We start from the raw sequence: 24,601 nt of genomic DNA, 5'->3' as shown, positions 1-24,601 counted from the left end.
TTATAAACAAATATAGCGAAGAAAATAAAACGATGCTTTTCCGATCCTCCCTCCTTCACCGGCTGGCGGCGCTGCAGACGGACAGCGATCCGGTGTTTGGGTCGGGGTTGTTTCCGTCGTACCGGATACAGCCGGATTGGGGCGGCTACCGGCGGGCCGATGTTAATGTGTTTTTTACGGCCAGTATTGTGTTTGTCTTACAGCAACTGCGGGAGCAACTGCCACCGGACGACCAGGTGCTTGTTGATCAGATCCGGCAACGGGCACAGGCGGCGTATCCGGCCTTCCGAAACAAGGATGATCTGCCCACCTATAATTTCTGGCCGACTACCCCCTCCCGCCACTTCCCGAACGGCCGGTTGTTCCGCCGCTTCGACCACTTCCGGATTCCGGACGATATCGACGACACGGCAATGGTTTACCTCACCAGTACTCCTGCACCCGCCGATGCCCGCTGGCTGACCGGCAAGCTGGCCCAACATGCCAATCTGGCGCAAGCCCATGGCCCCATCCGCAACACCTTCCCCGCTTACCGGAACCTGCCTGCCTTTTCAACGTGGTTCGGCAAACACATGCCGGTTGATTTCGATGCCTGCGCCATGAGCAACATGCTCTTTTGCCTTTACGAGGCGAAAGCACCGGAAACCACTGTCATGGCTGCCAGCGTAACCTATCTCCGCGATATTGTCCTGTCGGGCCAGTACAAGACGCATCCTTTCCGGTGTTCACCGCACTACGCCCGCACCCCGCTGATCCTGTATCATCTGGCACGGCTGCTGGCCGCCTTTCCGCTGCCACGGCTGGAGGTACTCCGCCCCCGGCTTATTGCCGATATACTGGCAGAACTCCCTTATGCCACCAACCGTATTGACCGGATCATGCTCCGGACATCGCTTTACCGGCTGGCTCCCGACATTGCCCGCCACCAGACCGCGCCGGTTGACCTGACCGGCATCGAAGCAGACTTCTCCTCCTTCCATTTTTTTATTGCCGGCCTGCTGACGGCCTATGAACACCCGCTGCTGAGCCGCTTTGCTGACCGGTCATTTGTACAACTCCGCTGGCAATGCGACGCCCACTGCCTGGCCCTGATCCTGGAATATCTTTTGACAGGATTACAGGATGATCAGAATAAAAATTAATACGCATTGCCGGGACTGAAGGATGATCTGGATAAACTACATCGTGGTAATCCTGTAATCCTGTCTATGTAATTCAATCCTGTCTATTTACGCTTTGCCGTACAGAAAAAGCTGTAATTTCGTTAGTAGTAGTATCTGACTCTTTCCCCAACATGACACGACTTGTATATATCCTGCTTTGCACCCTGATGACAGTGCCGGGATTCGCCCAGAACTGCCTTAAACTGTCAGGCACGATTCAGGATCTTACAACCCGCCAACCCATTTCGGCCAGCCTCTATGTACTGGTCCCCGGTGGCAGCATCCACGCCGGCAAAAGCGACGAAAAAGGTCATTTCACCGTGGATGTTAATTGCTACGCCACGGCCCTGATGATCGAGCATCCCGATTACAAGGCGCAGCGGCTGCTGGTAAAACCCAACATGACAATGCCTGCCAATGAGGCGGTTGCCATTACGGTGCCGATGATCCCGAATACGTTTCAGCAGGTCAGCGTCCGGGCACTCAACTCTGCGGAGTTTAAACTGCTGTCGCCCAAGGTGAACCCGAAGTCGAAGCAGCGGAGTTTGTTTTTTATGTCGGATGTGTACACGACCGCACCGGTCCGGGCCCGTACCTGTTTCCACTACATGACCGCCGACTGGACCAACTGCCTTGACCCGGACGTGGAAGGCCGCTTCGAACTGGCGTTTGCTGAAAAGGATGAACTGACGGTGGAGGTGAAATCGCCGGGCTTTGATTTTTATCAGGGAATGCTGGCGATTGAGGCGGCAAACGGCCGGCTCCGGCACGATTACCGGCTGTTCCGCGATCTGGTGAGCTTTTCGGTACGGGTACAGAACGCCAATGGCACGCCGGTTAGCGAAACGTTCCGCTGTGACATCCGGCCGGTTGCTGCCGGTGCGCCGCCGGTCACGCTCAACGCCGGCCGGAACTGGCAAAGCAGTTATCTGTTTTTCCCGCAGGCTTATCGCCTGACGCTGGTAGATGCGCAGAAACAAATCCGGCACCAGCAGGAGGTCGTGCTGCGTGAGGGTTTCAACTTACTGGAAATCAAACTGCCGCCAACCGCTGAAACGCCGAAACCCGCTGCTCCGGCTCCGACCGTGACAGCAACCGTTACGCCTGCTACCGGAGCCGCAGCCCCGCCTGTCGCCGACGAACCGGCTGTTACCTTTGAGATTCCGGGGGTTGCCGCCCTGAACCTGCCCGACTCGATTCCGCCGATTTATTTCCGCCAGAGCAGTTATGAGCTCATGCCTCAATCAGAACAGGTATTGCGGGCCGTAGCAGCTTATCTGAAGAAAAATCCGAAGTATCAGGTGAAGGTAATGGGCCATACGGACAACGTAGGCGATCCGGCTAAAAACCAGACCCTGTCGCAGTACCGCGCCATGGTGACGGCCACGTTTCTACGCCGCCTTGATGTGGCCGACGAGCGCCTGACGACCACCGGATTCGGCAGCCGCTACCCGATGGCTCCCAATGATAACGAAGAAAACAAAGCCAAAAACCGGCGGGTAACCCTGAAGCTGACGGGTAAGTAATTCGTATAGCCACGAAGGCACGAAGTACCTGTGTTACACAAAGATTTCTTCGTGCTTCTTTGGTTCTTCGTGCCTTTGTGGTATACTTCTATTGTTTCGTTTCCTGCTGCCGCATCGGCATACTGTCGATGATCTTAAAAAGCTCATCCGGAGTGACCGGGCCGGAAAAACGCTGTTTTACCGTACCATCCTTGCCAATGAGCCAGCCCGCAAAATCATCCGCAGGATTGAGTTTAAAATCGCCGCCCATCAGAAACTGCCGGTCGGGTTCCATCACCAGCGAATTGATCAGGACAATCACATCCAGATCCCGTTCGGCAACCTGCTGATCGGTCTGCCGGAGGGCTTCCTGCTGTTCAATGAGGTAGTGTTGTGCATCTTCGCGGCCGTACAGCAGCAGCACGCGGCGATGATCTTTTTTGTCGGCCAGAATCGCCTTCAGCGATTTCGTCTGGTTTGCAATGCTTTCCATAACGATGAGAATAAGAATACTGAATTGTATCACTAACAACCATCGCAGGCGGCTTTGTGTTTTCATAACCTCATCCGGTTAAGGTTCCGACGGCGTATTTCCGGGTTAGTACAGATCTTCCGAGCGTTCCAGCATCAGAATCGACGCCTGCGGGATGATGATGTACTTTTGTCCGTCGTATTCCAGATCAATGGCATTGCGTTGCAGGTAAATGGCCAGATCGCCTTCCTGCGCCTGCAACGGCATGTATTTCACTTTTTCTTCGGTTTCTTTCCAGGGCTCATCGTCAACCGCAGCCGGAATCGGATAGCCGGGCCCTACCTTAATAACGTATCCCGACTGCACCTGCTCCTTTTCGTGAACCGTTGGCGGCAAATACAGTCCGCTGGCCGTGCGGTCGCCCGGATCTTTCGGTTTAATCAGTACACGGTCGCCCACAATAATAAGGCGTTTCAGTTTGTTATCGGCCGTAATCTCCATCATAATGGCATTTCAAAGGATGTCTGACAATATCGTGCTGCGACCTTACCGGCAAAAATCAGGCAATTTTTAACGAATTGTCAAATTGTCAGAATTTACCGGTTACGGCACCGGATCGTAGCCGTGTCCGCCCCACGGATGGCAGCGGCTGATGCGTTTGATGCCCAGCCAGCCCCCCTTCAGCGGCCCGTGTTTCTGTACGGCTTCGATCATGTATTGCGAGCATGTCGGCGTATACCGGCAGGCATTCGGGAAGAACGGCGATATGGCTGCCTGATAAAATCGTACGAACCAAATAACTATCTGTTTCATCTTTTCTCACTTAAACCGACTTACCTTATCTTTGCCCGGTTTATTACGTGAACACCAAGGGTTCTGAAAACAATCCAATATGCTGCAATACATTATCTGGGATGTTAATCCCGAAATTTTTCACATTGGCTCATTCTCCATTCGCTGGTACGGCTTGTTATTCGCACTTGGCTTCCTGATCGGTATGCAGATTATGACCCACATCTTCAAAAAAGAAGGTAAGCCCGTTGAAGACACCGACACCCTGCTGCTGTTTATGGTGATTTCTACCGTCCTGGGCGCCCGCCTGGGTCATTTCCTCTTTTACGAACCCGAACTGCTGCTTCAGAAACCGCTTCAGGTGATTCTGCCGCCTTTTGCCGGGCTGGCCAGCCATGGCGCCGGGATCGGTATTTTACTGGCGTTGTGGTTTTATTCGCGCCGGAAACGAAGCATTGAAACCGGACAAACGTTTTTGTGGGTTACTGACCGCATTGCGATTGTGGTTGCGCTGGCCGGGGCGTTTATTCGTCTGGGTAACCTGATGAACTCCGAGATCGTCGGCCGGACAACGGAAGTGCCCTGGGCCTTTGTGTTCATCAACAACGATGAGTTCTCCAAACTGCCGCGGCATCCGGCCCAGCTCTATGAATCCCTGTCGTGCTTTGTCTTGTTTTTTATTCTGTTTGGCATCTGGAACCGTAAAAAAGGCGCGACACCCCACGGAAGCCTGCTGGGTATTTTCCTGATTGTTGTCTTCACGCTTCGCTTCCTGTACGAGTACCTGAAAGAAAACCAGGTTTCGTTTGAAAGCAGCCTGTTCCTGAATATGGGCCAGATTCTGAGTATTCCGGCGGTATTGCTGGGCATTTTCTTCCTGGTGCGCTCTGCCTCCAGCCATCCGGCTCCGAGGCACTAAACGCAGCCCTGATGTAGCCAATAGCAAAAGTGGTGGCACGACTTAGACAGGTTCGCCTGCCGGTCGTGCCACCACTTTTGATATCAACTATCCAGCCTCTCCTACTTCATCCAGTTCAGCGCGTTGATATTCCGGCCCAGCGTCCGGCCTTCACGCAGACCGGTTTCGTTGTCCTGCCGTGTATGAATACCGCCCAGGAACCGTGAAAACGCCGACTCTTCGGCCGACTCCCAGAATGACTTAAATGAACGGGCTTTGAAATCCGTATTCCGCTTTGCGTCGCGGACACGACTCACGTGCGAATCATCCGTAAAGGCGAAATCATCTCCAAACAAGCCGGTCAGTACCGTAGCCGCAGCCGCTGACTGCGTTGCGTGACCTGAGGTGTAGCCGGGAAACGGCGGCGCAGGCCAGAACGGAACCCATGACGGGTCAATGGCACGACGTACAAATGTATACGGCCGCTCATTCATGAACGCATATTTACACTTCCAGCAGTGCACAAAGGCATCGGCAACTGCCATGCCAACGCGGGCAAATGCTTCAACCGACCGGCCCAGGTTCGCATTGCTGGTTTTAACCGCAATCCGGGCAAGGTTATAGGAGTGGCCCGGCGGCGTAAAGGTTTCGCTCGGATCATCGGCCCACCAGATTGAGATTTCTTTCTCGGCCTGTGTGAGCGTCATGTTTTTGGTATATACCTCCAGATACTGTGCATAATACTGCGACGTCGGGCTGGTTGAGATCGGCAGTGGCTCCGGCACGGGCATCGTACTCGATGACGCCACAAACAGCCGGTTACGTCCCCAGAACGGCTGCATCGGAATTTTCTGTCCGTTCTCCGTTGGCCGCCAGAAGCCCGTTCCTACCGGCACCGAATAGTCTGCCGGAAAATTGCGGGTATAGCCCTCGTGTCCACCATCAGTTTTCGACCACGTAAAAATGGCATCAGCTACGCTTTTGCCAAAGGCCGTCGAGCGGTCATTTTCATCCTGTGAAGCGGATTTAAACTGCGTAAACAGCGCTGATTCCAGTGAATCGACCGCTGCTTTTGCCGCCGCCGAGGCATTGGCATGCAGACTGCGGAGAATAGCTGCCTGACCAGCATTAACGCTCAGGTTCCAGTTATAACTTTTACCCGACTCAATTTGCGGCAGACTGCTTAAGCCCTGTAACTGACCCGCCAGCGAGCGGCGGTCAGAAATACCCGGCACCGCTGTTTCATACATGGTAATGCCGGCGAAACCCAGCGCACGGGAAGCAACAGGCGGCGAGAAACCGGCACTTTGCCGTACCAGCCGAAGCTGCATGCTTGCCCATTTCACGGCCACTTCATTCGTTAGTTTATCAGCAGACTGACCGCCGGGATTTACAGATTCACTTTCCGGATTTTGCCGGCACGACTGCAGGAAGCTCAACAAAAGTAACAGCAACGCAATGCCGGTAGCCGAAGCCTGACGGCGCGTTTTACTGTGCACATGTAATTGTTGTTTCATAAGAATACGTCGGTAATAAGAGGATTTTACGCATAAACGGTAATGTCTTTCACCAGAGCAAATATGTTGCCAAACAGACCTTTCAGACTACTAATTTTGGTCATACCACTGTTAAGTTAGACGAACCAACCCCTCTATGGTATCAGTCTGTTATCGATATTGTGTACCTTTGATTACTATTTCAATCTGTATGCGGGCATTTTAGTGCTGTTTGTTAGTTATCGCCTTATAAAGACAGTATAGTATTCGTTACTAATTCATGCGTATTCCAGAAGAAACCGTTGAGCGAATCCGCCAGGCGGCAGACATTGTTGAGGTGGTGGGCGATTTTGTTTCGCTCAAGAAGAGGGGGAGTAATTACATTGCCTGCTGTCCGTTTCATAACGAAAAAACGCCTTCGTTCAATGTCAACCCGACCCGGCAGATTTACAAATGCTTTGGCTGTGGCAAGGCAGGTGATCCGGTGCGGTTTGTGATGGATGTCGAAAATATCGGCTATGGCGAAGCCCTGCGGTATCTGGCTAAAAAATACAGCATTGAAATTGAAGAACAGGAACAGACCCCGGAAGAGATCCTGCGCCAGAATGAGCGGGAAAGCCTCTTTATCGTTCTCAATTTTGCCAAAACCTTTTTTCAGAATACACTTCTCCAATCCGATGAAGGCCAGAGTATCGGCCTGAGCTATTTCCGTGAGCGGGGCTTTACCAACCCGACCATCGAGGCCTTTGAACTCGGCTATAGTTTCGATCAGTGGGACGCGCTGATGCAGGAAGCCGAAAAACGGGGCTATAACCGTGCCCTGCTCGAAAAAGCCGGTCTGATTCTGACCCGCGAAGGCAACGCACCGGGGCAGGTGAAACAATACGACCGCTTCCGGGGGCGGGTCATGTTCCCGATCCACAACGTGTCGGGGCGGGTGATCGCCTTCGGGGCGCGTATCCTGAAAACCGACAAAAACCAGCCGAAATACCTTAACTCGCCCGAAACCGAGGTTTACCATAAAAGCCAGGTCCTGTACGGCATTTCGCAGGCCAAACAAACCATCCGGCAGGAGGACAACTGCTTCCTGACCGAGGGCTATACCGATGTAATCTCCCTGTATCAGGCGGGCATCAAAAACGTCGTTGCCTCTTCGGGTACGTCGCTAACCATCGAGCAAATCCGGCTGATCAGCCGGTTCACGCAGAATGTCACGATGCTGTACGACGGCGACGCCGCCGGTATCAAGGCTGCCCTGCGGGGTGTAGACATGGTGCTGGAAGAAGGCCTGAACGTCAGTATCGTTACATTCCCGGACAACGAAGACCCGGACAGTTACGTCCGGCGGGTCGGCGGCGAGGCGTTCAAAACCTACATCAAAAACCACGCCCTCGACTTTATCCGGTTCAAGACCGATACCCTGCTGCGCGATGCCGGTGAAAATCCCTTCCGGAAAGCCGAAGTGATTGCCGAAGTGGTCGAAAGCATTATTAAAATTCCGGACCCGCTGAAACGTCAGATCTTTTTCCGGAATACGGCGCAGCAGATGAAGGTTGATGAGCAGACGCTCATTTCCGAAGGCAACCGCCTGATCCGGAAGCAGCACGAGAAGAAAGCGCAGGACGCTGAACGGCAGGAAGCGACCAGCCGGCGGCAGGCACAGAACCGGCCGGCCAATGGTCCGGGACCCGGTTTCCCGCCACCAATGGAGCCTTCGGAAGACGAGTGGAACGCACTGTTTGCCGAAGCCGGCATCAGCGGGGCGGAGCCGTCGGATATGCCTGCTCCGGCAACCGGCAACCGGTCAGGTGCGCCGGCCACGCCAACGCTCCAGCCGGCCAAACCTGTTACACGGACGTCGTTATCCTATCAGGAAGAAGAGTGTATCCGGCTGCTGATCAACTATGGGCACCGGGAGCTGGAACCAGGCATTTCGCTGTGCCAGTATATGCTCAGTGAACTCGACGAAATTGATTTCCAGACACCGCCCTACAACCTGATGCTGGCCATTTTCCGTGAGGCCTTTGTGCGGGGCGAGATCCTGACCGCCGACGATTTTCTGAACCGGCCGCCGGAAGCCGGTGATTATAACCTCCAGCACGAAGCCATTCACATGACCACGCCTAAGCACGAAATCAGCGATGGCTGGCAAAAGCACGAAATCCACGTACCGACGGAGGATGAGCTGAAGATTCTGTCGGATCTGGCGTATACCAACATCCTGCGCATCAAGAAAATGATGGCCGAAGAACGGATGTATGCCCTCAAGCGCCGCCTGTCCGAAACCAGCATTCCCGAGGAGCAGGACCACATTATGATTGAGTATATGCACTACAAACGCGTGGACGTGGAAATTGCCAAACTGCTGGGAACAGTGATTTCCGGATAAATCAACCGCGTTCGATGGTATTAAACTGTTCAATGAGCCAGTCGCGCTTTGGTTTCGTGACCGGAACCTGAGCATTATCCGTCATCTGCACATAGCCCCCGTCCTGCCGGACGATTTTGCGGATATAGGCCGGATTGATCAGGTGCGAATGGTGCACCCGCACAAATCCGTTGGGTTCCAGCGCCTGTTCAACGTCTTTCAGTGTCCGGCAGATCAGCAGCGACTGCCCGTTACTCAGGTAAAAATGGGTATAACTGGCATCAGCCATACACCGGACAATTTCAGCGACCTCAATAATTTCATGGCCTTCCTGAGTAGGCAGGGCCATGCGCGTTTTCGGGGGCGAAGGGACCTGAAACTGTTCCTGAAAAAGCGAGTAGTGTGCCCGCTGCAAATGCCGGATTTTCTGCTGCTGCCATTGTATCAGACACTGCCTCAGTTCTTCTTCCTGAACCGGTTTCAGCAGGTAACTGAGCGCACTGAACCGGAACGCCCGGATGGCATACTGATCATAGGCCGTCGTAAAAATCACATCAAAGTGAAAGTCACTGAATGACTCCAGCAGATCAAACCCGCTCATACGCGGCATTTCGATGTCCAGAAACAGCAGATCAAAGGTGGCCGACCGGATAAATTCCACGGCAGCTTCGGGCTGGTTGAACTTGGCCACGATCTGAACATGCATGTTCAGTTTCTGTAGCTTCAGCGCCAGCAGTTCCGTGGCATGTTTTTCATCATCGACCAGAATGGCGCGTATCGGATTAGGCATGTAAGTACTGTTCGTCGGTTTTATAAATGATCTGAACAAGGGTTCCCGTCCCGCCCGGCGTCGACCGGTCAATCAGCCGCATCTGAATAGTGGACGGGTAATTCCGGTTAAAGAGCTCAATACGCTGACCGGTAATTTCCATACCGTAGGATTTCCGCTTCACTGACGACCGGCGTTTTAGTTTTTCGGCTTGCTGCCGGCCGATACCGTTATCTTCTACCTCAAACACGACCGTTTGTTCATCGGGCGCCAGCACCCTGACATACAATCGTTTATCGGTCTGCCGGCTCTGCATGAGTCCGTGCCAGATCGCATTTTCAGCAAAAGGCTGTAAGAGCAGGGGCGGAATGATGATGCGTTGCTGATCAATTGCTTCGTCAATATCAATACGATACTGAAAATCATCGCCGAACCGGGTGGCTTCGATATCCAGATAAAGCCGCAGGGCCGTCAGCTCGTCACTCAGTGCAATGACCTCTTCACGGCTGTGGTTCAGGATCATACGTAATAACCGCGAGAAGGTAGACAGGTATTCCGAAGCCTTGCGTTCCTCTCCGGTCAGGATAAAATATTCCAGTGTATTGAGGCTGTTGAACAGAAAGTGCGGATTCATCTGACTCCGCAGGGCCAGCATCTCAATCTCGGCAATCCGCTTTTCATAGTCGGTCCGCAACTGGTTCACCCGCTGCGTTTCCAGCAACCGGTTAGCTTCTACGATTTCGGTTGTTTTTTCACGGACTTTAGCTTCCAGTTCTTCATTGACCCCGGCGATCAGCCGCCGGTTTTCTTCCAGTTGCAGGATATAGGCCCGCTGGTTCGCATCCCGCTCCTGATCCATCAATTGAATGCGCCGCGCTACGGCCAGAGCAAACACCAGAATTTCAAGAAGTACCGCAAACGAAACCGTCATCAGGTCATCGACAGAGCCGGGCAGTTTAACCCCTTTGAGGATTACCTCACCCGCCCGCAGCCAGGCGAGTATGCCAACCAGTGCCATCAGCGCATTCCCCAGCAGTACATAGCCCGTCAGCGGTGATTTTACCACACGCTGTATCCAGATCAAAACGCCCAGATACACCGGAATCAGCAACAGGCGCGTCAACCAGAAAGTAGCCTGATGAAAACCGGAGTCGTTGGTCAGCAGCATTATGGCGGCATAGAGCAGGCCGTAACTGATACTGATCCAGGCCATGCGGCGGAGCCAGCGGGCTATTTTCGGATGATGCTGCGGCAAATCCAGCAGTTCGGTTAGAAAAAAGAAATAAGCTCCCAGACCAAACCACATGACAGATTCCAGCAGATGCGTGCGGAGCATCGGGAAGTAACTCAGCCAGTGTCCGACCGGTGTGTAGTTGCGCGTTTTCAGCATAGCGAAGCTGCAACCTGCCAGTACGTAAAGCATATAGTACCGGTAGATCCGCTGGCGGTAGAGGCTGTAGAGTAAGCCTACAAAAATGAGAAAAAACAGCAAAGCCCCCTGTAACCAGGACCGGTACTGAAACTCGGGCATATTGTTCCGGTAGGCCGCCATCGTACGCCGGTAATGAGATAATTCCGTTTCGACCGACAGACTCAGGCGGACCGGCGGGCGGTTGGCATTGGTCCAGAACGGCAGCAGACTGGTAGCATTGGCAACGCGGATCAGCAACTGAACCGTCTCGCGGGGATGCAGGGCAACCGGCACATACTGATCGCTTTCATCCGTTGCCCATTGGCTGGTCGGTATCATACTGCCCATCCGCAGCCGCTCAGTACGGGTACCCCGCAACACCGCAACATCGATCACCTGATTATCAGACCCGTATAGAAAACCATGCTGCGCACTATCGGTATCATTCTGCAGGTATACCCGCAGCCAGTACGCTCTATGGGCATGGGATTTGATGTCCCGTGTCAGCCGCACAACCACCCCGTCCGGACCCATAGCGGCCAGACCTGTCTGCCCGATTGTAGCCAGGTCGTACAGGTATTGCCGCTCAGCAATCCGGCTCAGCCGGATTGTATCCGGCGACACAGCCATAACCACCAACGGCAACCACCCTAAAACGAGACCTAACCACTTCCCCATTGCAGCCTTTTTGCCAATGTTACAAAAAAGGCCATTCCTTCAAAAACGTCAGTTAATCATACCTTCCTATGACTAAGCCAGATCAGGTTCTGAGTGAATATCCCTTACCGTTCGTTCAACCATATACTGAAAAAGTCTCCCGGTATACTCAAAGTACACACCGGTAAACTACAGGTGGTATATCCGCAACGGAAACCGAATCTTTGGTACAAACATAGATTATCAATCCGGCTGATTAACTGCGCAATATCATGAATTATCGCATATCCATAAGCCTCGTTTTCGTTTGTCTGGCCACCGCGCCTGCCGAAGCCCAGATCCGGGTAAACAGCCCTAAAGAAACTGCCGAACGCAGTGTGGAGGGCCGGGTAAACGGCAAAATTGACCAGGGCATCAACCGTGGTCTGGATAAGGTTGAACAAGGGATCGGTAACATTTTTAAGAAGAAAGATAAAAAACCGGACAAAAAAGGCCAGAAAACCGATGATGCCTACGGCAATGAAGACCAGCCGCAAGAGTCTGATGGTACCGCAGCCGGCAAAAACAGCCAGGGCAAAGCAGCGGGTGCCGGCAATACGGGACCCGCGCCGTTGAAAGCCTACAGTAAATTCGATTTTGTGCCGGGCGAAAAGGTGATTGCCTATGAAGATTTCGCGCAGGATGCCGTTGGTGATTTTCCGGCCAAATGGAATACCAATGCCAGCGGGGAAATTGTAACCATTGAGGGCAGTGAGGCCAAATGGCTTCAGTTTGCCACCAAAGGCATTTATTTCCCTGAATTCGTCAATGCCTTACCCGAAAACTTCACGATGGAGTTCGATATGGCCGTTACCGACGACATCAGCGAACATCAATCCGGCCTTAAAATTTATTTCCCCGTTCAGAAAGAGCGTACGCTCCAGTTCGATCAGATGTTCAGCAGCCAGATACAGGCGGGGATCGACATTCACCCTACCCAAAACATCAGTACCAGTTCTGTCTGGGTATTTGGCAAAGCAGAAGAAAAGATCATGGAAAACACCATGCCTTTCTCCTGGAAAGTCGGTGCAAGCAACCACGTCTCGATCTGGAAGCAAAAAACCCGGTTACGCATCTACGTCAATGAAGCTAAACTGTGGGACATTCCGAAAGCATTTCTGCCGGATCAGACCTATTCTATGCTCTTCGCTACGTATATGTTCGATGGCTCGGCATTCTTATCCAATCTGCGCGTTGCCGTCGGTGCGCCTGACACCCGCAGCAAACTCCTGACGGAGGGCAAGCTGGTCACGCGCGGCATCCTGTTCGACGTCAATAAGGCAGTCATCAAACCGGAATCGTATGGCACTCTGAAAGAGATCGCAACGGTACTGAAAGAAAATCCGGCGGTCCGGGTTAAAATCGTCGGTCATACCGACGCTGACGGTGATGATGCCAGCAACCTGACCTTATCGAAAAAGCGGTCTGAGGCCGTAAAAGCAGCCCTGACCGGCGAGTTTGGTATCGACGCGGCCCGCATGGAGACTGATGGCAAAGGCGAATCGCAGCCATCGGAGCCAAACACCACTGCATCAGGTAAGGCTAATAACCGGCGTGTAGAGTTCATTAAACTATAACGTATTATGCCAGCCAAATCCCCCGTTTGCCGGCACCGGACAGACTGGGACCTCGTTATCCCCTTTTTACGACCATGAAAACCTTCTTCCTGCTTTGGATTGCCGCTCTGGCCAGCGGTGCCTGCGGATCAGCCACAGAGGCGACGGACGCTGCCGCTACAACCGCCGGAAATGCCGATAAAAGCAGCTGCATTCTGGCTCATCAGACTAAGCTTGATCAGCTACTGCCCTTAGCCAGCATCCAGAAGCATTATACGGGTGACCTGTCGAAAGCCGAAAAAAAATATGCTGTCCGGCCTGGTGCCAAACGTCATGATATGGATACATACGAATACATCTGGCCCGGCAACCGAAAACGGAAAATGAAAATGATGGGCCGCGAAATTGAGTACGATGTCTCAAACCGCATCGGCCTGACGTGGGTGGGTAACGATATGTTTATGATGGCGCGTAAGGGAACCCCGGTTGAAAACTTCCGGTTTTTCTACCGGAATATGTCCGCACAGGAAAAAAACGAGGCATTCCGCAAAGCAGGCGAACGCATGGAACAGCAGGGTTACGACAAAAAGCAAACCGAAACAGCCGTCAATATGGGCAAAGAGCTGTCGAAAGAGGAGCTTATGTATAAATCAGTTGAGGGTATCGGGGATGCGGCAGCGTGGCGGATTAAAGAAAAAAGCCTTATCGTGCTGACCGGAAAAACTACCTTTCAGGTCATTGCCGACATCAGTGAAAATGACGACCAAAACATTGCCCTGGCTAAAAAACTGGCCGCAGAAGTCCTGAATACGTGTAAATAACCTTTTCCTGTAAGCATGATCCGGCATTGCTCTCCGCGAAACTGTCCGGAAAAAGCAGCCGTTTGCCGAATCTCGTTTACCAACAAAGCGGCCGCCCCGATAATCATCCGGGCGGCCGCTTTTATTTTCTTCGGAGAGACTAGATAACCTGAGCACTTAGTTCAATTTCCTCGCCTGTTTTGTGCAGGAACCGGAAATCCATCAGCCCCAGTGAGCTATCCTGAATCAGTTTAACCCAGGTTTTGTATTTCCAGTACCACTGCCATTGCTTCGAACGAATCCAGCCCTTGGTAAAGTAAGCGTGCAGGAACGGATGTAAAATCACCGTAATGCCGCGCTCATTTTGTCTGGTCAGGATATAATCGAGGTTGTTCTCGATTACGTCGGTAACAAGCACACTGGCCTGAATACTGCCGGTTCCGCCGCAGGTCGGACAAACCTCGCGGGTGGTGACGTTCATTTCGGGGCGAACGCGCTGGCGCGTTATCTGCATAAGCCCGAACTTGGTCAGCGGCAGGATGGTGAACTTTGAGCGGTCGAATTTCATTTCGTCCCGCATCAGGTCATAAATCAATTTCTTGTTTTCGGCCTTCTTCATGTCGATGAAGTCCACCACAATAATTCCCCCCATATCGCGCAGGCGCAGCTGTCGGGCAATTTCTTTGGCGGCTTCGCGGTTCACGCTGATGGCCGTGGCCTCCTGGTCTTCCTCGGAGTTCGATTTGTTGCCACTGTTTACGTCGATGACGTGCAGGGCTTCTGTGTGTTCAATGATCAGATATCCACCGCCGGGTAAGCTCACCGACCGACCGAACAGGGATTTGATCTGTTTTTCGAGCCCGAGGGCTTCGAAGACTTTACTCTTGCCGGAATAGAGTTTTACGATTTTCTCTTTTTCCGGCGCAATCGTGTGAATGTAGTGCTTGATTTCGTCAAAGGCCTCGCGTGTGTCGACGGTAATACTGTCAAACGACTCGTTCAGCATATCGCGCAGGATTGACGAAGCGCGGTTCATTTCACCCAGTACCCGGTCGCGGGGTTTCGCCTCGCGGAGGGCTTGCATGGCCGTTTCCCACTTTTCGAGTGAGTTCTGGAGATCGCGGTCCAGCTCTTCCACCTCCCGCCCCTGTGCGACTGTCCGTACGATCACCCCGAAATTCTGGGGTTTCAGCGACGACATCAGTCTGAGCAACCGGGTTCGTTCGGCGCGGTCAGTAATCTTTTTAGAGATATTGACCGAGCTGGCAAACGGTACGAGTACCAGGTAACGACCAGCAATCGAAATATCGCAGGAAAGGCGCGGGCCCTTCGTGGATATGGGTTCCTTAACTACTTGCACCAGGATCGGCGCTCCCTTTGCTAATACCTTATCGATTTTGCCGATTTTTTCGATTTCCGGCTCCAGTTTAAAATTATTGAGCCGGCCGGTATTGGCGCGCTTGGCGATAATATCCTTAGTAAACTTATTGAGCGAATTAATATTCGGCCCTAAGTCCTGATAATGGAGAAATCCGTCTTTTTCGTGGCCGACGTCGACAAACGCAGCATTCAGGCCAGAAGACAGTTTCTTGATTGTTCCTAAGTACAGATCACCAACCGTAAAGCTGCTGTCCAACTCTTCGACGTGATACTCCTGCAGGCGTTTATCCTGCAAAAGAGCAATCCGGTCGCCTTTCTGAGTTGAACTAATAACTAATTCATTGCTCACAAGTTGAAGACGCGATTAAGGATGGCATGTCTTAATAAAAAAGAAGAAGCCGCGCGTTGAATACGGGGCTTCTTAAAGGGGTAGCAGTTTGCCGTTGCAGTGAGCCGTCTCAACCTGCTCCTGTCACTGCTACCGCTAATTATTTTTTCTTATGCCGATTCTTCCGAAGCCGCTTCTTCCGCTTGTGGGTAGCGATCTTATGACGCTTTCTTTTTTTACCGCAAGGCATACGTGTCTTAAGGTTAAATATGTAACAAATTGTCGGCTAATCACCCGATTAGCCCGTTATCGTTCAACAGGACTACGGCATGTATAATGCTTAATGCAGGCTGTATAATGTGGTACTCACCGACCATTGTTCAGTATACATTATTCATTTACGCTGACGGCGTACTGCTGGTCATTTCAGGCGCTCTTCATATTCACGAACAGCGGCCAGAACCTGTGGATCTTTTTCCCGGGTCTTTACCTGAGCAAGGACCTTGCGGGCTTCGTCTTTCTGCCCTGCCTCTGCCAGGCTGATACCCAAATAAAACTGAGCTTTCCGGCTCGCCGGGTTGTGGGTCAGAATCTGCCGGAAGCGATCAATTGCGCGCTGATACTGCCCCGACTTCATCGACAACAGACCCAGATTAAACAGGGCCAGCTCGTTTGTTGGATCCTGCTGTAACACTTCACGCAGGAGCATAATACCCTGCATCGGTGTTTGCGTACTGACATAGGTCATGGCCATGTTAGCCTTGGCCGTCAGCAGATTCGGATTATTGTCAAGTGCTTTCTGATAGAAGGCACGTGTCTGTTCACCCAGATATGCAGACTTCTGATCATCAACCGCAAAGCCGAATGCTTCAAAATAAGCGTCTCCTGCCAGCAGAAAGGTACGTTCGTTCGGCATAGTTTCAGCCAGTTTCCCGGCATAATACGCAGCACTGTCGTACCGGCTCGCTTCTTTAAAGGTGGCCATCAGCTGACCGGTCACGGCTTCTTTCTGATCCGCACCGGCGGTTGCCAGTTTTTGTTTCAGCTCATCAACGCGCTTTTTCTGCTCAGGAGCAAGCGGCGCATTGTGGGCAGTGGAAGGCATTCCCGAAGCCTTAGAGTCTGAGGGCGTCTGTGATGAAACCGGATCCGTCACACGACCACCCAGCTTTTTGTCTTCATTACGGACAGCCACTTTCGGCAGGCTGTATAACCCAACCGTGAGTGCTGAAGCTACTACGACAACAAGAAGAATGGATTTGTTCATTGATCACTATTTAATTCACAAACGCCTTCAGCCCCGTCAGCAGTTCCCGATCAGAGAACCAGGTTCTGCGTAAAACGCGGCGGTGCCTATTCAGCAGCTACGCCTGATTTTACACTTGATTTCACTTGCTCTACGAAAACCTTAGCCGGCTTGAAGCTCGGGATAAAGTGCTCGTCGATAACCATAGCCGTATTTTTTGAGATATTCCGGGCTACCTTCTTAGCTCTCTTCTTGTTAATGAAGCTGCCAAACCCTCTCACATAAATCGGCTCCTCTTTGGCCAGCGACTCTTTTACTACCGTAAAAAACGACTCTAAAGTATGTGCTACTTCAGCTTTGTCAATTCCGGTTTTTTCGGCAATTTCTGCGATTACGTCTGCTTTCGTCACGACTTTCTAAAACTTTAACGTTTACTGAGTTGTTGAAAAATCAGGTGTCAAAAATGGGAGTACAAAGGTATGGCTTTCCATTAGAAATTAAAAGTAAGGCTTTCGTGTTTTTCCGTCTTAAATCACATTTTTTATTTTATTTTGGATTGGCAATCAGACAATAAACCCAACGCGGTAACCGTTCAAGACACTTTTGCGCCCATCCTGGAGGCATGGTACGAACGGCATAAACGAAATCTTCCCTGGCGGCATACCCGTGACCCCTATGCGATCTGGCTTTCGGAGGTAATTCTGCAACAAACCCGTGTTGCTCAGGGACTTCCGTATTACGAACGTTTTCTGAACGCCTATCCGCACGTGCAGGCAATGGCCGATGCCGATGAACGGGATATTTTACGGCTCTGGCAGGGTCTGGGCTATTACTCCCGGGCCCGCAACATGCACCGGACTGTCCGGCAGATTACTAGCGAACGGGCCGGTAAGTTCCCGGAGACCTATCACGAACTCCTGCAGCTGAAGGGTATCGGTACCTATACAGCAGCCGCTATTGCTTCCTTTGCTTTTGGTGAGCGCGTAGCCGTTGTTGACGGGAACGTATACCGCGTACTGGCCCGTGTTTTCGGCCTTGAAGACGACATTACCACCACTACGGCCAAAAAGACCTTTGCCGGTCTGGCGCAGCAGCTGATCCGGACCGCAACTGATCCGGCAACCTACAATCAGGCCATTATGGAGTTCGGGGCCATTCAGTGCACGCCGGTTGCACCCGACTGCCTGCTGTGTCCGGTCCATGCGCATTGTGTGGCTTTCCAGACGGGCCGGCAGCACCTGTTACCCGTCAAAAGCAAGAAAGCACCCGTCCGCGAGCGCTATTTTAACTATATCGTACTGACAAGACAGCATCCGGATCATGGTCTGCAACTGGCGATGCGGGAACGTACCGGCCGTGATGTCTGGCAGAATCTGTATGACTTCTACCTGATTGAGACCGATGAACCGAAAGAAAGCTGGCAAGCGCTCAGCCTGCCTGAAAATTTGTCATTAATACTGCCAATTTCTGCGCCGAAAGCCGGTCCGGTAAAGCTGGTACAACTTTTGTCGCATCAACGCATCAAAGGAACGTTCTATCAGGTGATGGTACCCTATGCAGGCTCAGATACGCTTCCTGACGGTTTTTCTTGGCTTACAGCAGCCGGCGCCGAACAGGTTCCGAAACCGGTTCTGATCACGAATTATCTTCAGAATCAGCTTGGATAAGTCGTTTTTCCGGCGTATCTTTAATCTCTCTGTGCCACACAGTTTTTTCATATATTAACGACAAGACAACAGATATGGCTGGTGTTAACAAAGTAATTTTAATCGGTAACCTGGGAAGTGATCCGGAGATCCGCTATCTTGACGGAGGCTCAACGGTTGCCCGTTTCAACATCGCAACCACTGAAGCGTATACCAACCGTAACGGTGAGCGCGTGGAGCAAACCGAATGGCACCGTGTTGAATTATGGGATAATCTGGCGAAAATCGCCGAACAGTACCTGCGGAAAGGCCACCAGGTATATATCGAGGGAAAACTGCGCAGCGAAACCTGGCAGGATAAGGATGGCGTACAGCGTACCGGCGTACGGGTACGGGGAACGGGTATGACCCTGCTCCGGAACCCGGCCGAAGGCGGCGATTCAGCAGGACCTGCGTATTCGGCGCAACCTGCGGCAGCCAGCCAGAGCCAGCCGGCAGCACCGGCTAACCGCCCCGCTCCGGCACCATCACCGGCTCCGGCCCCCAGAAGACAGCCGGAACCCGTACCGTTTGAAAGCAACGGAGGAGACGATGATCTCCCCTTCTAAACCAGTACCTGCCCCGGTCCAGACCGTCTGATCCTTTCGGATATCCTGATCAGTCTGCCTGTACCGGGGCGACCCGAACATAGTGTGAACCAAATACAACCTGAATGGATCCGGGAGACCCGTCGATACGACAGGTGTTGCCAGCGGCTGACGCCGGCTGGAGCACCTATATAAATGATTATGGCCCCTTTGCGGCCCTGCTGCTATTGCTATTGGTGCTGGCCAGTTTAGCCTCAGCCACCGAAGCTGCCTTTTTTACCCTCACGCCCGAACACCGTACCAGTTGTCGGGAAAGCAATGACCCCGCTGATAAACGGATTGCCTCCCTGCTCGAACGCCCGCGACGACTACTGGCTTCTCTGGTCATTCTCAATAATGTCTTCAATATTGCGATTGTCGTCATCGTTACCTACCTCACCTGGAATACCGCCCAGCACCTGAATGCATCAGGCTGGTGGCTTATCAGCGGCACCCTGCTGACTACACTGGCTATTGTTCTCTTCGGCGAGATTATCCCGAAGCTCTATGCCAGCCAGAACAATATCACCGTTGCCCGCCGGACAGCCCCCCTTGCACGACTGGCACTCTTTCTCTTCAAACCGTTTTCGATCATGCTGGTGAACCTGAGTAACCAGATTGATAAACGCATCCAGCGTCGTGGTTACCGGGTCTCGGTCGAAGAACTGAATCAGGCCGTTGATCTGGCCGGTAGCGACTCCACCGCCGAGGAGCGCGAGATCATTAAAGGTATTGTTAACTTCAGCAACCTGACCGCACGGCAGGTTATGCGCTCACGGGTTGATATTTCGGCGGTCGACATGGAATCGTCCTTTATGGAACTGATGGAGCGGATTAACCTGTCGGGCTACTCACGCATTCCCGTTTTTAAGGAAAGCATTGACCAGGTAGAAGGTATTCTTTACATAAAAGACCTGCTTCCGCACCTGAATGCCAGCGCCGATTTTGCATGGCAACTGCTGATCCGCCCTGCCTTTTTTATTCCCGAACAAAAGAAAGTCGATGACCTGCTGCAGGATTTCCAGAAGAAACGGATACATCTGGCCATCGTGGTCGATGAATATGGCGGAACACGGGGACTGGTAACGCTGGAAGATATTATTGAGGAAATCCTGGGCGATATCAACGACGAGTTCGACGACGAAGAACTGGCAACGTTCCGGCGGATCGATCCTGATACGTTTATCTTTGAAGGCAAAACGGCCCTGCCGGATGTTTGCCGGGTGCTTGACATTGACCTCTCGCTTTTCGATGATATCCGTGAAGGCAGTGAATCACTGGGCGGTTTATTGCTGGCCCTGTTCAACCATCTGCCCGGTGCAGGCGAAGAAATAAGCACACAGGGACTTACGTTCCACGTACTGTCTGCGGATCACAAACGTATCGGTGAGGTCCGGATTACGCGCCATGCTGAGCAGGAAAAGCCGGAATCTGTCAGCGCAAGAGAAGAATAAGGAGCGAAAGCGAAACCGTTGGCTAGATAATCCATCTGGTCAATACATTTCGCATAGACAGCTTTTCATCTTTTTGATAATTTGGGGGCAGTAACCTTTATACATCAAGAAGATGAGTCTGACAGCTACTCTGAAAACGGCGATCAAGAGCGTGCTTCGCCCTGAGCCTAAGCCAATTACTGATTTTGAATACCGCACCCTGCCCTGGATTGACAAAAAGGATGCCGATATAAACGCCTTCCTGAAGCAGTATAGCCGCACGGATGATTTTCCGTACGACTTGCGGGAGAAGCTGGAATTCTGGCAGAAAAACGGCTATGTTATTCTTGAAAAAGCCATTCCGGAAGCCTGGCTGGATATGCTCTGGAGCGAGGTTGACGAAGTCTTTACCAACAATGACAAATACTCCCTCAAAATCCAGGTTGATTTACCGGAGTACTCAGGACGTGCCGTACAGCTTGCCAAAGACCTACCTCAGCAAGTGATTAACGGCCAGTACATAAAAGTTATCGACTTCCATAACAGCTCGGTTGCGGCCAAGAAAATTATGCTTCACAAAAGCATTGCTTCGTTTCTGGAAGCCGTTTTCGGAGATCGGGTTATTGCGATGCAAAGTCTGTTTTTCAAGTATGGCAGTCAGCAGGCAACCCATCAGGATTTTGCCTACGTTGTTTCTGAAAATCCAAGCCATCTGGCAGCTGCCTGGATTGCGATGGAAGACATTCATATCGATTCCGGACCGCTTTTCTACTATCCGGGGTCGCATACCAACCAGAAATTTAATTTCGGAAACGGCATCTTCTTCAACGGCCAGTCGACACATGACCCCAACGACTTTGCCCGGTTTATCGAAGCAAACTGTGCAGCACACGGGCAGCAGCGGAAAACACTGCTCATCAAAAAAGGCGATGTATTGCTCTGGCATGCGGCGCTCGCACATGGCGGAGATGCTATTAATAACCCGGAACTGACCCGTAAGTCATTTGTGTGTCATTATTCCTCACAGAATGCATACCGGCATCACCGTCAGAAACCAGACGAAGAACCGGTACGGCATACATACAACGGAGGCGATGTTTTTGCACATCCGTTTCTGAAAGATCACGAAGACATTTTCAAAGGCGGCGAATCGCTGTAAACGGTCCCGACTATCCCCATAACCAAAAAGCGCAGGTGATGAACCTGCGCTTTTTGGTGGTATCACTACTGATTGTTTAGCGAACAATACGTTTCACCGTAATCGGTACACATGCCGCCGGCGGACACTGGCACGTATCAGGCAACAGCACTGTCTGGTCGCGATAGCAACCCAGCCCGTCGTAAATCCGTACCGTATACGACTTGTTGCCTGAAAGTCCCGTCGCCACGACCCCGCTGGCCGGTACCGACACCAGCGTCGGGCTGCTTACCGTGATGCTGGTTCCTTCCGAGATTGCATACTGATACGCACCCGCATTCGTGCCAAGACCCGTCACCCGCAGCGCACCATCCGTATTGGCCTGTGACGCCACGCACGTCGGCGAGGTCGCTACCACCGTAAACGATGGTACCTCCTGCTCTTCGATGATGATCGGGCAGCACGACTGATCCGGACAAACCGCCTGCGCATTGACCACTACGCGGTACTCACCCGCCTGCGTAGCGGTATAGCTGCTCACGGCTCCTTCATATACTTTGGTCTCTACTCCCGAAACCGGCTTGAAATACCACTGGTAGGCACTGTAGCCGGCCGGCGCGTTGAGCCGGATCTGATAGCCCGAACCTTTACAGACTTTTATCGGTACACTTGTACACACTTTGGCCGTATCACCCGGAATCGTCGCCGTATTGTAAAGCACACCATCCGCCGTGATGCTCACCGAATAGGTTAGCGTCGCCACCGCACCCGCGTTGAGCTGACCCACACTCCACTGATTCGAGAAGACCGAATAGGAGCCGGCCGTGCTGCTCACCGAGGCCGGCAGAATCGTCAGCCCCCCCGACAGCACATCGTTCACCACAATGCTGTACCCTGCCGCGTTACCCGTGTTGCTCACCGTAACCGTGTAGGAAATCACATCCCCTACCTGCGCCCGTGACGCACTGACCGTCTTATCCAGATTGAGGATCGGCGAGGTAGCCAGTCCCGTTATCGTTATGCTCTTCACATCACTACAGGTCGGCGTAACCACGCAGCTCACCGAATACACATTCGCCCCCTGACCGGCAGTAGCCGAAACCACTGTACCACTGGCGCCCGCCAGGCTCCACTGCAGCTGGCCATTGGCACAGCCACCGGCCGTCAGGCTTACCACGCTGCCACTGACAACGGTCAGGTTGCCGGTCGTCAGGGTTACAACCGGAACGGCCATTACCGTTACCTGCGCGGCAACCTCTACACTGTTGGTCCCATTGGTACAGATGGCGGTATAGCCTTGTGTCTGCGTTGGTGTTACCACGACGCTGGCCGTGGTCTGACCGCTGACACCGGTACCCAGCCAGCTCAGCGTGCCGGCGCAGCCGATGGCGGTAAGCGTAACACTCTGCCCCTGACAGATCATGGTGTCAGCGACAATAAAGTCATTGGTATTGGCACTACCCACCGACACCTGCGCCGTAGAACGGCAACCAAAACCGGTTGTGCAGGTAACACTGTACTGGCTGCTGACAGCGGCCGGTACAACGATGCTGGTTTTGCCGTTATCGGCGGCACCGGTTGACCAGGCAAGGGTACCGTTGCTACAGCCACGCACCGACACGGTAATGGCCGTTGAGCTGGCTGCCGATGTACGGCTGATGGTCAGGCTGGCCGGCAGAACGACCGTGGCCGCGCCGACTGCCGTAGTGGCTGATCCCGCCGAGGTGGTGCACGTCGCCGTGTAATTCGTTGTTGCTGTCAGATTGGGCGTGATCAGGCTGATACCTGTCGTATTGTTGGACCACGTTACCGTCCCGTTATTGCAACCCGAGGCCGTCAGCGTCGCGCTGCTGCCGTAGCATACCGTCGCCGAAATCACCACTAAACTCGCCGCCGGTTGCGTATTTACCGTCACCGACGCAGTGGTCAGACAGCCCGGACCCGTTGTACACGTCGCCGAGTAGGTATTTGATGCATTCGCCGGTGTCACGCTGATCGTACTGCCGTTCTGGCCCGTTGACCACGTCACACTGCCCACACAGCCAATGGCTGAGATGCTCACTGGTGTGCCCACCGTCACATTCGTTGAACTCGCCGCAAGGCTCAGCACCGGCTGCGGCATCACCGTGGCCGTGCCTACCGCAGTAGTGGTTGAGCCTGTCTGCGTGGTGCAGGTTGCCGTATAGTTTGTTGTTGCCGTCAGATTCGGCGTGATCAGGCTGGTACCCGTCGTATTGTTGGACCACGTCACCGTACCGTTGGTACAGCCTGAGGCCGTCAGCGTCGCGCTGCTGCCGTAGCATACCGTCGCCGAAATCACCACTAAACTCGCCGCCGGTTGCGTATTTACCGTCACCGACGCCGTAGTCAGACAGCCCGGACCCGTCAGACATGTCGCCGAATACGTCTGTGTCGTCTGGGATGGTGTCACACTGATACTTGCTCCGTTCTGGCCCGTTGACCACGTCACACTGCCCACGCAGCCAACTGCTGACAGGCTTACCGGGGTATTGACCGTCACATTCGTTGATGAAGCCTGTAGGCTCAGCATTGGCTGCGGCATCACCGTTACCAGACCCGCCGACGAGGTGGTTGAACCGGTCGACGTCGTACAGGTTGCCGTATAACCAGTATTCTGGGTAAGCACCGGTGTTGTCAGGCTAGTGCCTGTTGTCCCGTTTGACCACGTCACTGTTCCATTCGTACAACCTGTCGTTGTCAGCGTCGCCACGGAACTATAGCAAATCATGGCCGAGATGACTCCGATCGACGCTGCCGGCTGGGTATTCACCGTAATTGAGGCAGTGGTCAGACAGCCCGGACCCGTTGTACACGTCGCCGAGTAGGTATTTGATGCATTCGCCGGTGTCACGCTGAT

20 protein-coding genes are annotated in these 24,601 nt (G+C 52.9%); 10 read left to right on the top strand and 10 right to left on the bottom strand.

Annotated features, from left to right (window positions below; translation table 11 throughout):
* Nucleotides 1–32 precede the first annotated feature (32 nt).
* Nucleotides 33–1,142: a hypothetical protein gene (locus tag AC23NW_RS03550; RefSeq protein ID WP_487447757.1), complete on the top strand. Its 1,110-nt coding sequence runs from the start codon at nt 33–35 to the stop codon at nt 1,140–1,142.
* 152 nt (nt 1,143–1,294) lie between these two features.
* Nucleotides 1,295–2,689, top strand: coding sequence for an OmpA family protein (locus tag AC23NW_RS03545; protein ID WP_487447756.1), 1,395 nt, complete (start codon nt 1,295–1,297; stop codon nt 2,687–2,689).
* An 88-nt stretch (nt 2,690–2,777) separates the two neighbouring features.
* Here the strand turns inward: AC23NW_RS03545 and AC23NW_RS03540 are convergent, their stop codons facing one another.
* The 3 genes from AC23NW_RS03540 to yidD form a co-directional block, all read right to left on the bottom strand.
* Entirely contained in the window at nt 2,778–3,161 is a 384-nt protein-coding gene (locus AC23NW_RS03540; RefSeq protein WP_487447755.1) for a DUF4174 domain-containing protein, read from the bottom strand.
* Between the two features lie 105 nt (nt 3,162–3,266).
* Entirely contained in the window at nt 3,267–3,644 is a 378-nt protein-coding gene (locus tag AC23NW_RS03535; RefSeq protein ID WP_293834748.1) for a co-chaperone GroES, read from the bottom strand.
* A 99-nt stretch (nt 3,645–3,743) separates the two neighbouring features.
* Nucleotides 3,744–3,953 carry a membrane protein insertion efficiency factor YidD gene (gene yidD, locus AC23NW_RS03530; protein ID WP_293834750.1) on the bottom strand — a complete coding sequence of 70 codons (210 nt, stop codon included), beginning with the start codon at nt 3,951–3,953 and terminating at the stop codon, nt 3,744–3,746.
* Between the two features lie 79 nt (nt 3,954–4,032).
* Here yidD and lgt point away from each other — a divergent pair, with 79 nt between their 5' ends.
* Nucleotides 4,033–4,851, top strand: a complete 819-nt coding sequence (gene lgt / locus AC23NW_RS03525; RefSeq protein ID WP_487447753.1) for a prolipoprotein diacylglyceryl transferase — start codon at nt 4,033–4,035, stop codon at nt 4,849–4,851.
* Nucleotides 4,852–4,952: 101 nt separating this feature from the next.
* Here lgt and AC23NW_RS03520 read toward each other — a convergent pair whose 3' ends face one another.
* Nucleotides 4,953–6,347, bottom strand: coding sequence for a vanadium-dependent haloperoxidase (locus AC23NW_RS03520; protein WP_487447752.1), 1,395 nt, complete (start codon nt 6,345–6,347; stop codon nt 4,953–4,955).
* Between the two features lie 259 nt (nt 6,348–6,606).
* Here AC23NW_RS03520 and dnaG point away from each other — a divergent pair, with 259 nt between their 5' ends.
* Nucleotides 6,607–8,715, top strand: coding sequence for a DNA primase (gene dnaG, locus AC23NW_RS03515; protein WP_487447751.1), 2,109 nt, complete (start codon nt 6,607–6,609; stop codon nt 8,713–8,715).
* Nucleotide 8,716: 1 nt separating this feature from the next.
* On the opposite strand, the gene AC23NW_RS03510 is transcribed toward dnaG, so the two are convergent.
* Together AC23NW_RS03510 and AC23NW_RS03505 are read right to left on the bottom strand one after the other, a co-directional pair.
* Nucleotides 8,717–9,484, bottom strand: a complete 768-nt coding sequence (locus AC23NW_RS03510) for a LytR/AlgR family response regulator transcription factor (protein WP_487447750.1) — start codon at nt 9,482–9,484, stop codon at nt 8,717–8,719.
* Entirely contained in the window at nt 9,477–11,552 is a 2,076-nt protein-coding gene (locus tag AC23NW_RS03505; protein WP_487447749.1) for a histidine kinase, read from the bottom strand. The genes AC23NW_RS03510 and AC23NW_RS03505 overlap by 8 nt, the downstream gene beginning before the upstream one ends.
* Before the next feature lie 251 nt (nt 11,553–11,803).
* Here AC23NW_RS03505 and AC23NW_RS03500 point away from each other — a divergent pair, with 251 nt between their 5' ends.
* Both AC23NW_RS03500 and AC23NW_RS03495 read left to right on the top strand, forming a co-directional pair.
* The gene (locus AC23NW_RS03500; RefSeq protein ID WP_487447748.1) at nt 11,804–13,147 is read left to right on the top strand and encodes an OmpA family protein; all 1,344 of its coding nucleotides are present in this window, start codon (nt 11,804–11,806) and stop codon (nt 13,145–13,147) included.
* 74 nt (nt 13,148–13,221) lie between these two features.
* The gene (locus AC23NW_RS03495; protein WP_487447745.1) at nt 13,222–13,947 is read left to right on the top strand and encodes a hypothetical protein; all 726 of its coding nucleotides are present in this window, start codon (nt 13,222–13,224) and stop codon (nt 13,945–13,947) included.
* A 139-nt stretch (nt 13,948–14,086) separates the two neighbouring features.
* Here the strand turns inward: AC23NW_RS03495 and AC23NW_RS03490 are convergent, their stop codons facing one another.
* From AC23NW_RS03490 to AC23NW_RS03480, 3 genes are all read right to left on the bottom strand, one after another.
* Nucleotides 14,087–15,655: an Rne/Rng family ribonuclease gene (locus AC23NW_RS03490; protein WP_293843337.1), complete on the bottom strand. Its 1,569-nt coding sequence runs from the start codon at nt 15,653–15,655 to the stop codon at nt 14,087–14,089.
* Between the two features lie 400 nt (nt 15,656–16,055).
* A complete protein-coding gene (locus tag AC23NW_RS03485) occupies nt 16,056–16,901 on the bottom strand; it encodes a tetratricopeptide repeat protein (RefSeq protein WP_293843339.1) in 846 nt (281 codons plus the stop codon).
* Nucleotides 16,902–16,987: 86 nt separating this feature from the next.
* A complete protein-coding gene (locus AC23NW_RS03480; protein ID WP_071503273.1) occupies nt 16,988–17,290 on the bottom strand; it encodes an HU family DNA-binding protein in 303 nt (100 codons plus the stop codon).
* A 141-nt stretch (nt 17,291–17,431) separates the two neighbouring features.
* Here AC23NW_RS03480 and mutY point away from each other — a divergent pair, with 141 nt between their 5' ends.
* The 4 genes from mutY (at nt 17,432) to AC23NW_RS03460 (ending at nt 21,744) form a co-directional block, all read left to right on the top strand.
* Nucleotides 17,432–18,547 (top strand): A/G-specific adenine glycosylase, encoded by a 1,116-nt coding sequence (gene mutY / locus AC23NW_RS03475; protein WP_487447742.1) that lies wholly within the window; start codon nt 17,432–17,434, stop codon nt 18,545–18,547.
* Between the two features lie 74 nt (nt 18,548–18,621).
* Nucleotides 18,622–19,134, top strand: coding sequence for a single-stranded DNA-binding protein (locus AC23NW_RS03470; RefSeq protein ID WP_293843344.1), 513 nt, complete (start codon nt 18,622–18,624; stop codon nt 19,132–19,134).
* Between the two features lie 104 nt (nt 19,135–19,238).
* Nucleotides 19,239–20,606 (top strand): gliding motility-associated protein GldE, encoded by a 1,368-nt coding sequence (gene gldE, locus AC23NW_RS03465; protein WP_487447740.1) that lies wholly within the window; start codon nt 19,239–19,241, stop codon nt 20,604–20,606.
* 112 nt (nt 20,607–20,718) lie between these two features.
* Nucleotides 20,719–21,744 (top strand): phytanoyl-CoA dioxygenase family protein, encoded by a 1,026-nt coding sequence (locus AC23NW_RS03460; protein WP_487447738.1) that lies wholly within the window; start codon nt 20,719–20,721, stop codon nt 21,742–21,744.
* Nucleotides 21,745–21,820: 76 nt separating this feature from the next.
* Here the strand turns inward: AC23NW_RS03460 and AC23NW_RS03455 are convergent.
* A partial coding sequence (locus tag AC23NW_RS03455) for a DUF7507 domain-containing protein (RefSeq protein WP_487447736.1) occupies nt 21,821–24,601 on the bottom strand: 2,781 nt, incomplete at its 5' end.

It is taken from the genome of Arsenicibacter sp. R0_47, assembly GCF_057652235.1.
Note: the sequence above shows the minus strand (reverse complement) of the source record. Positions and strands in the feature narration are given on the sequence as shown.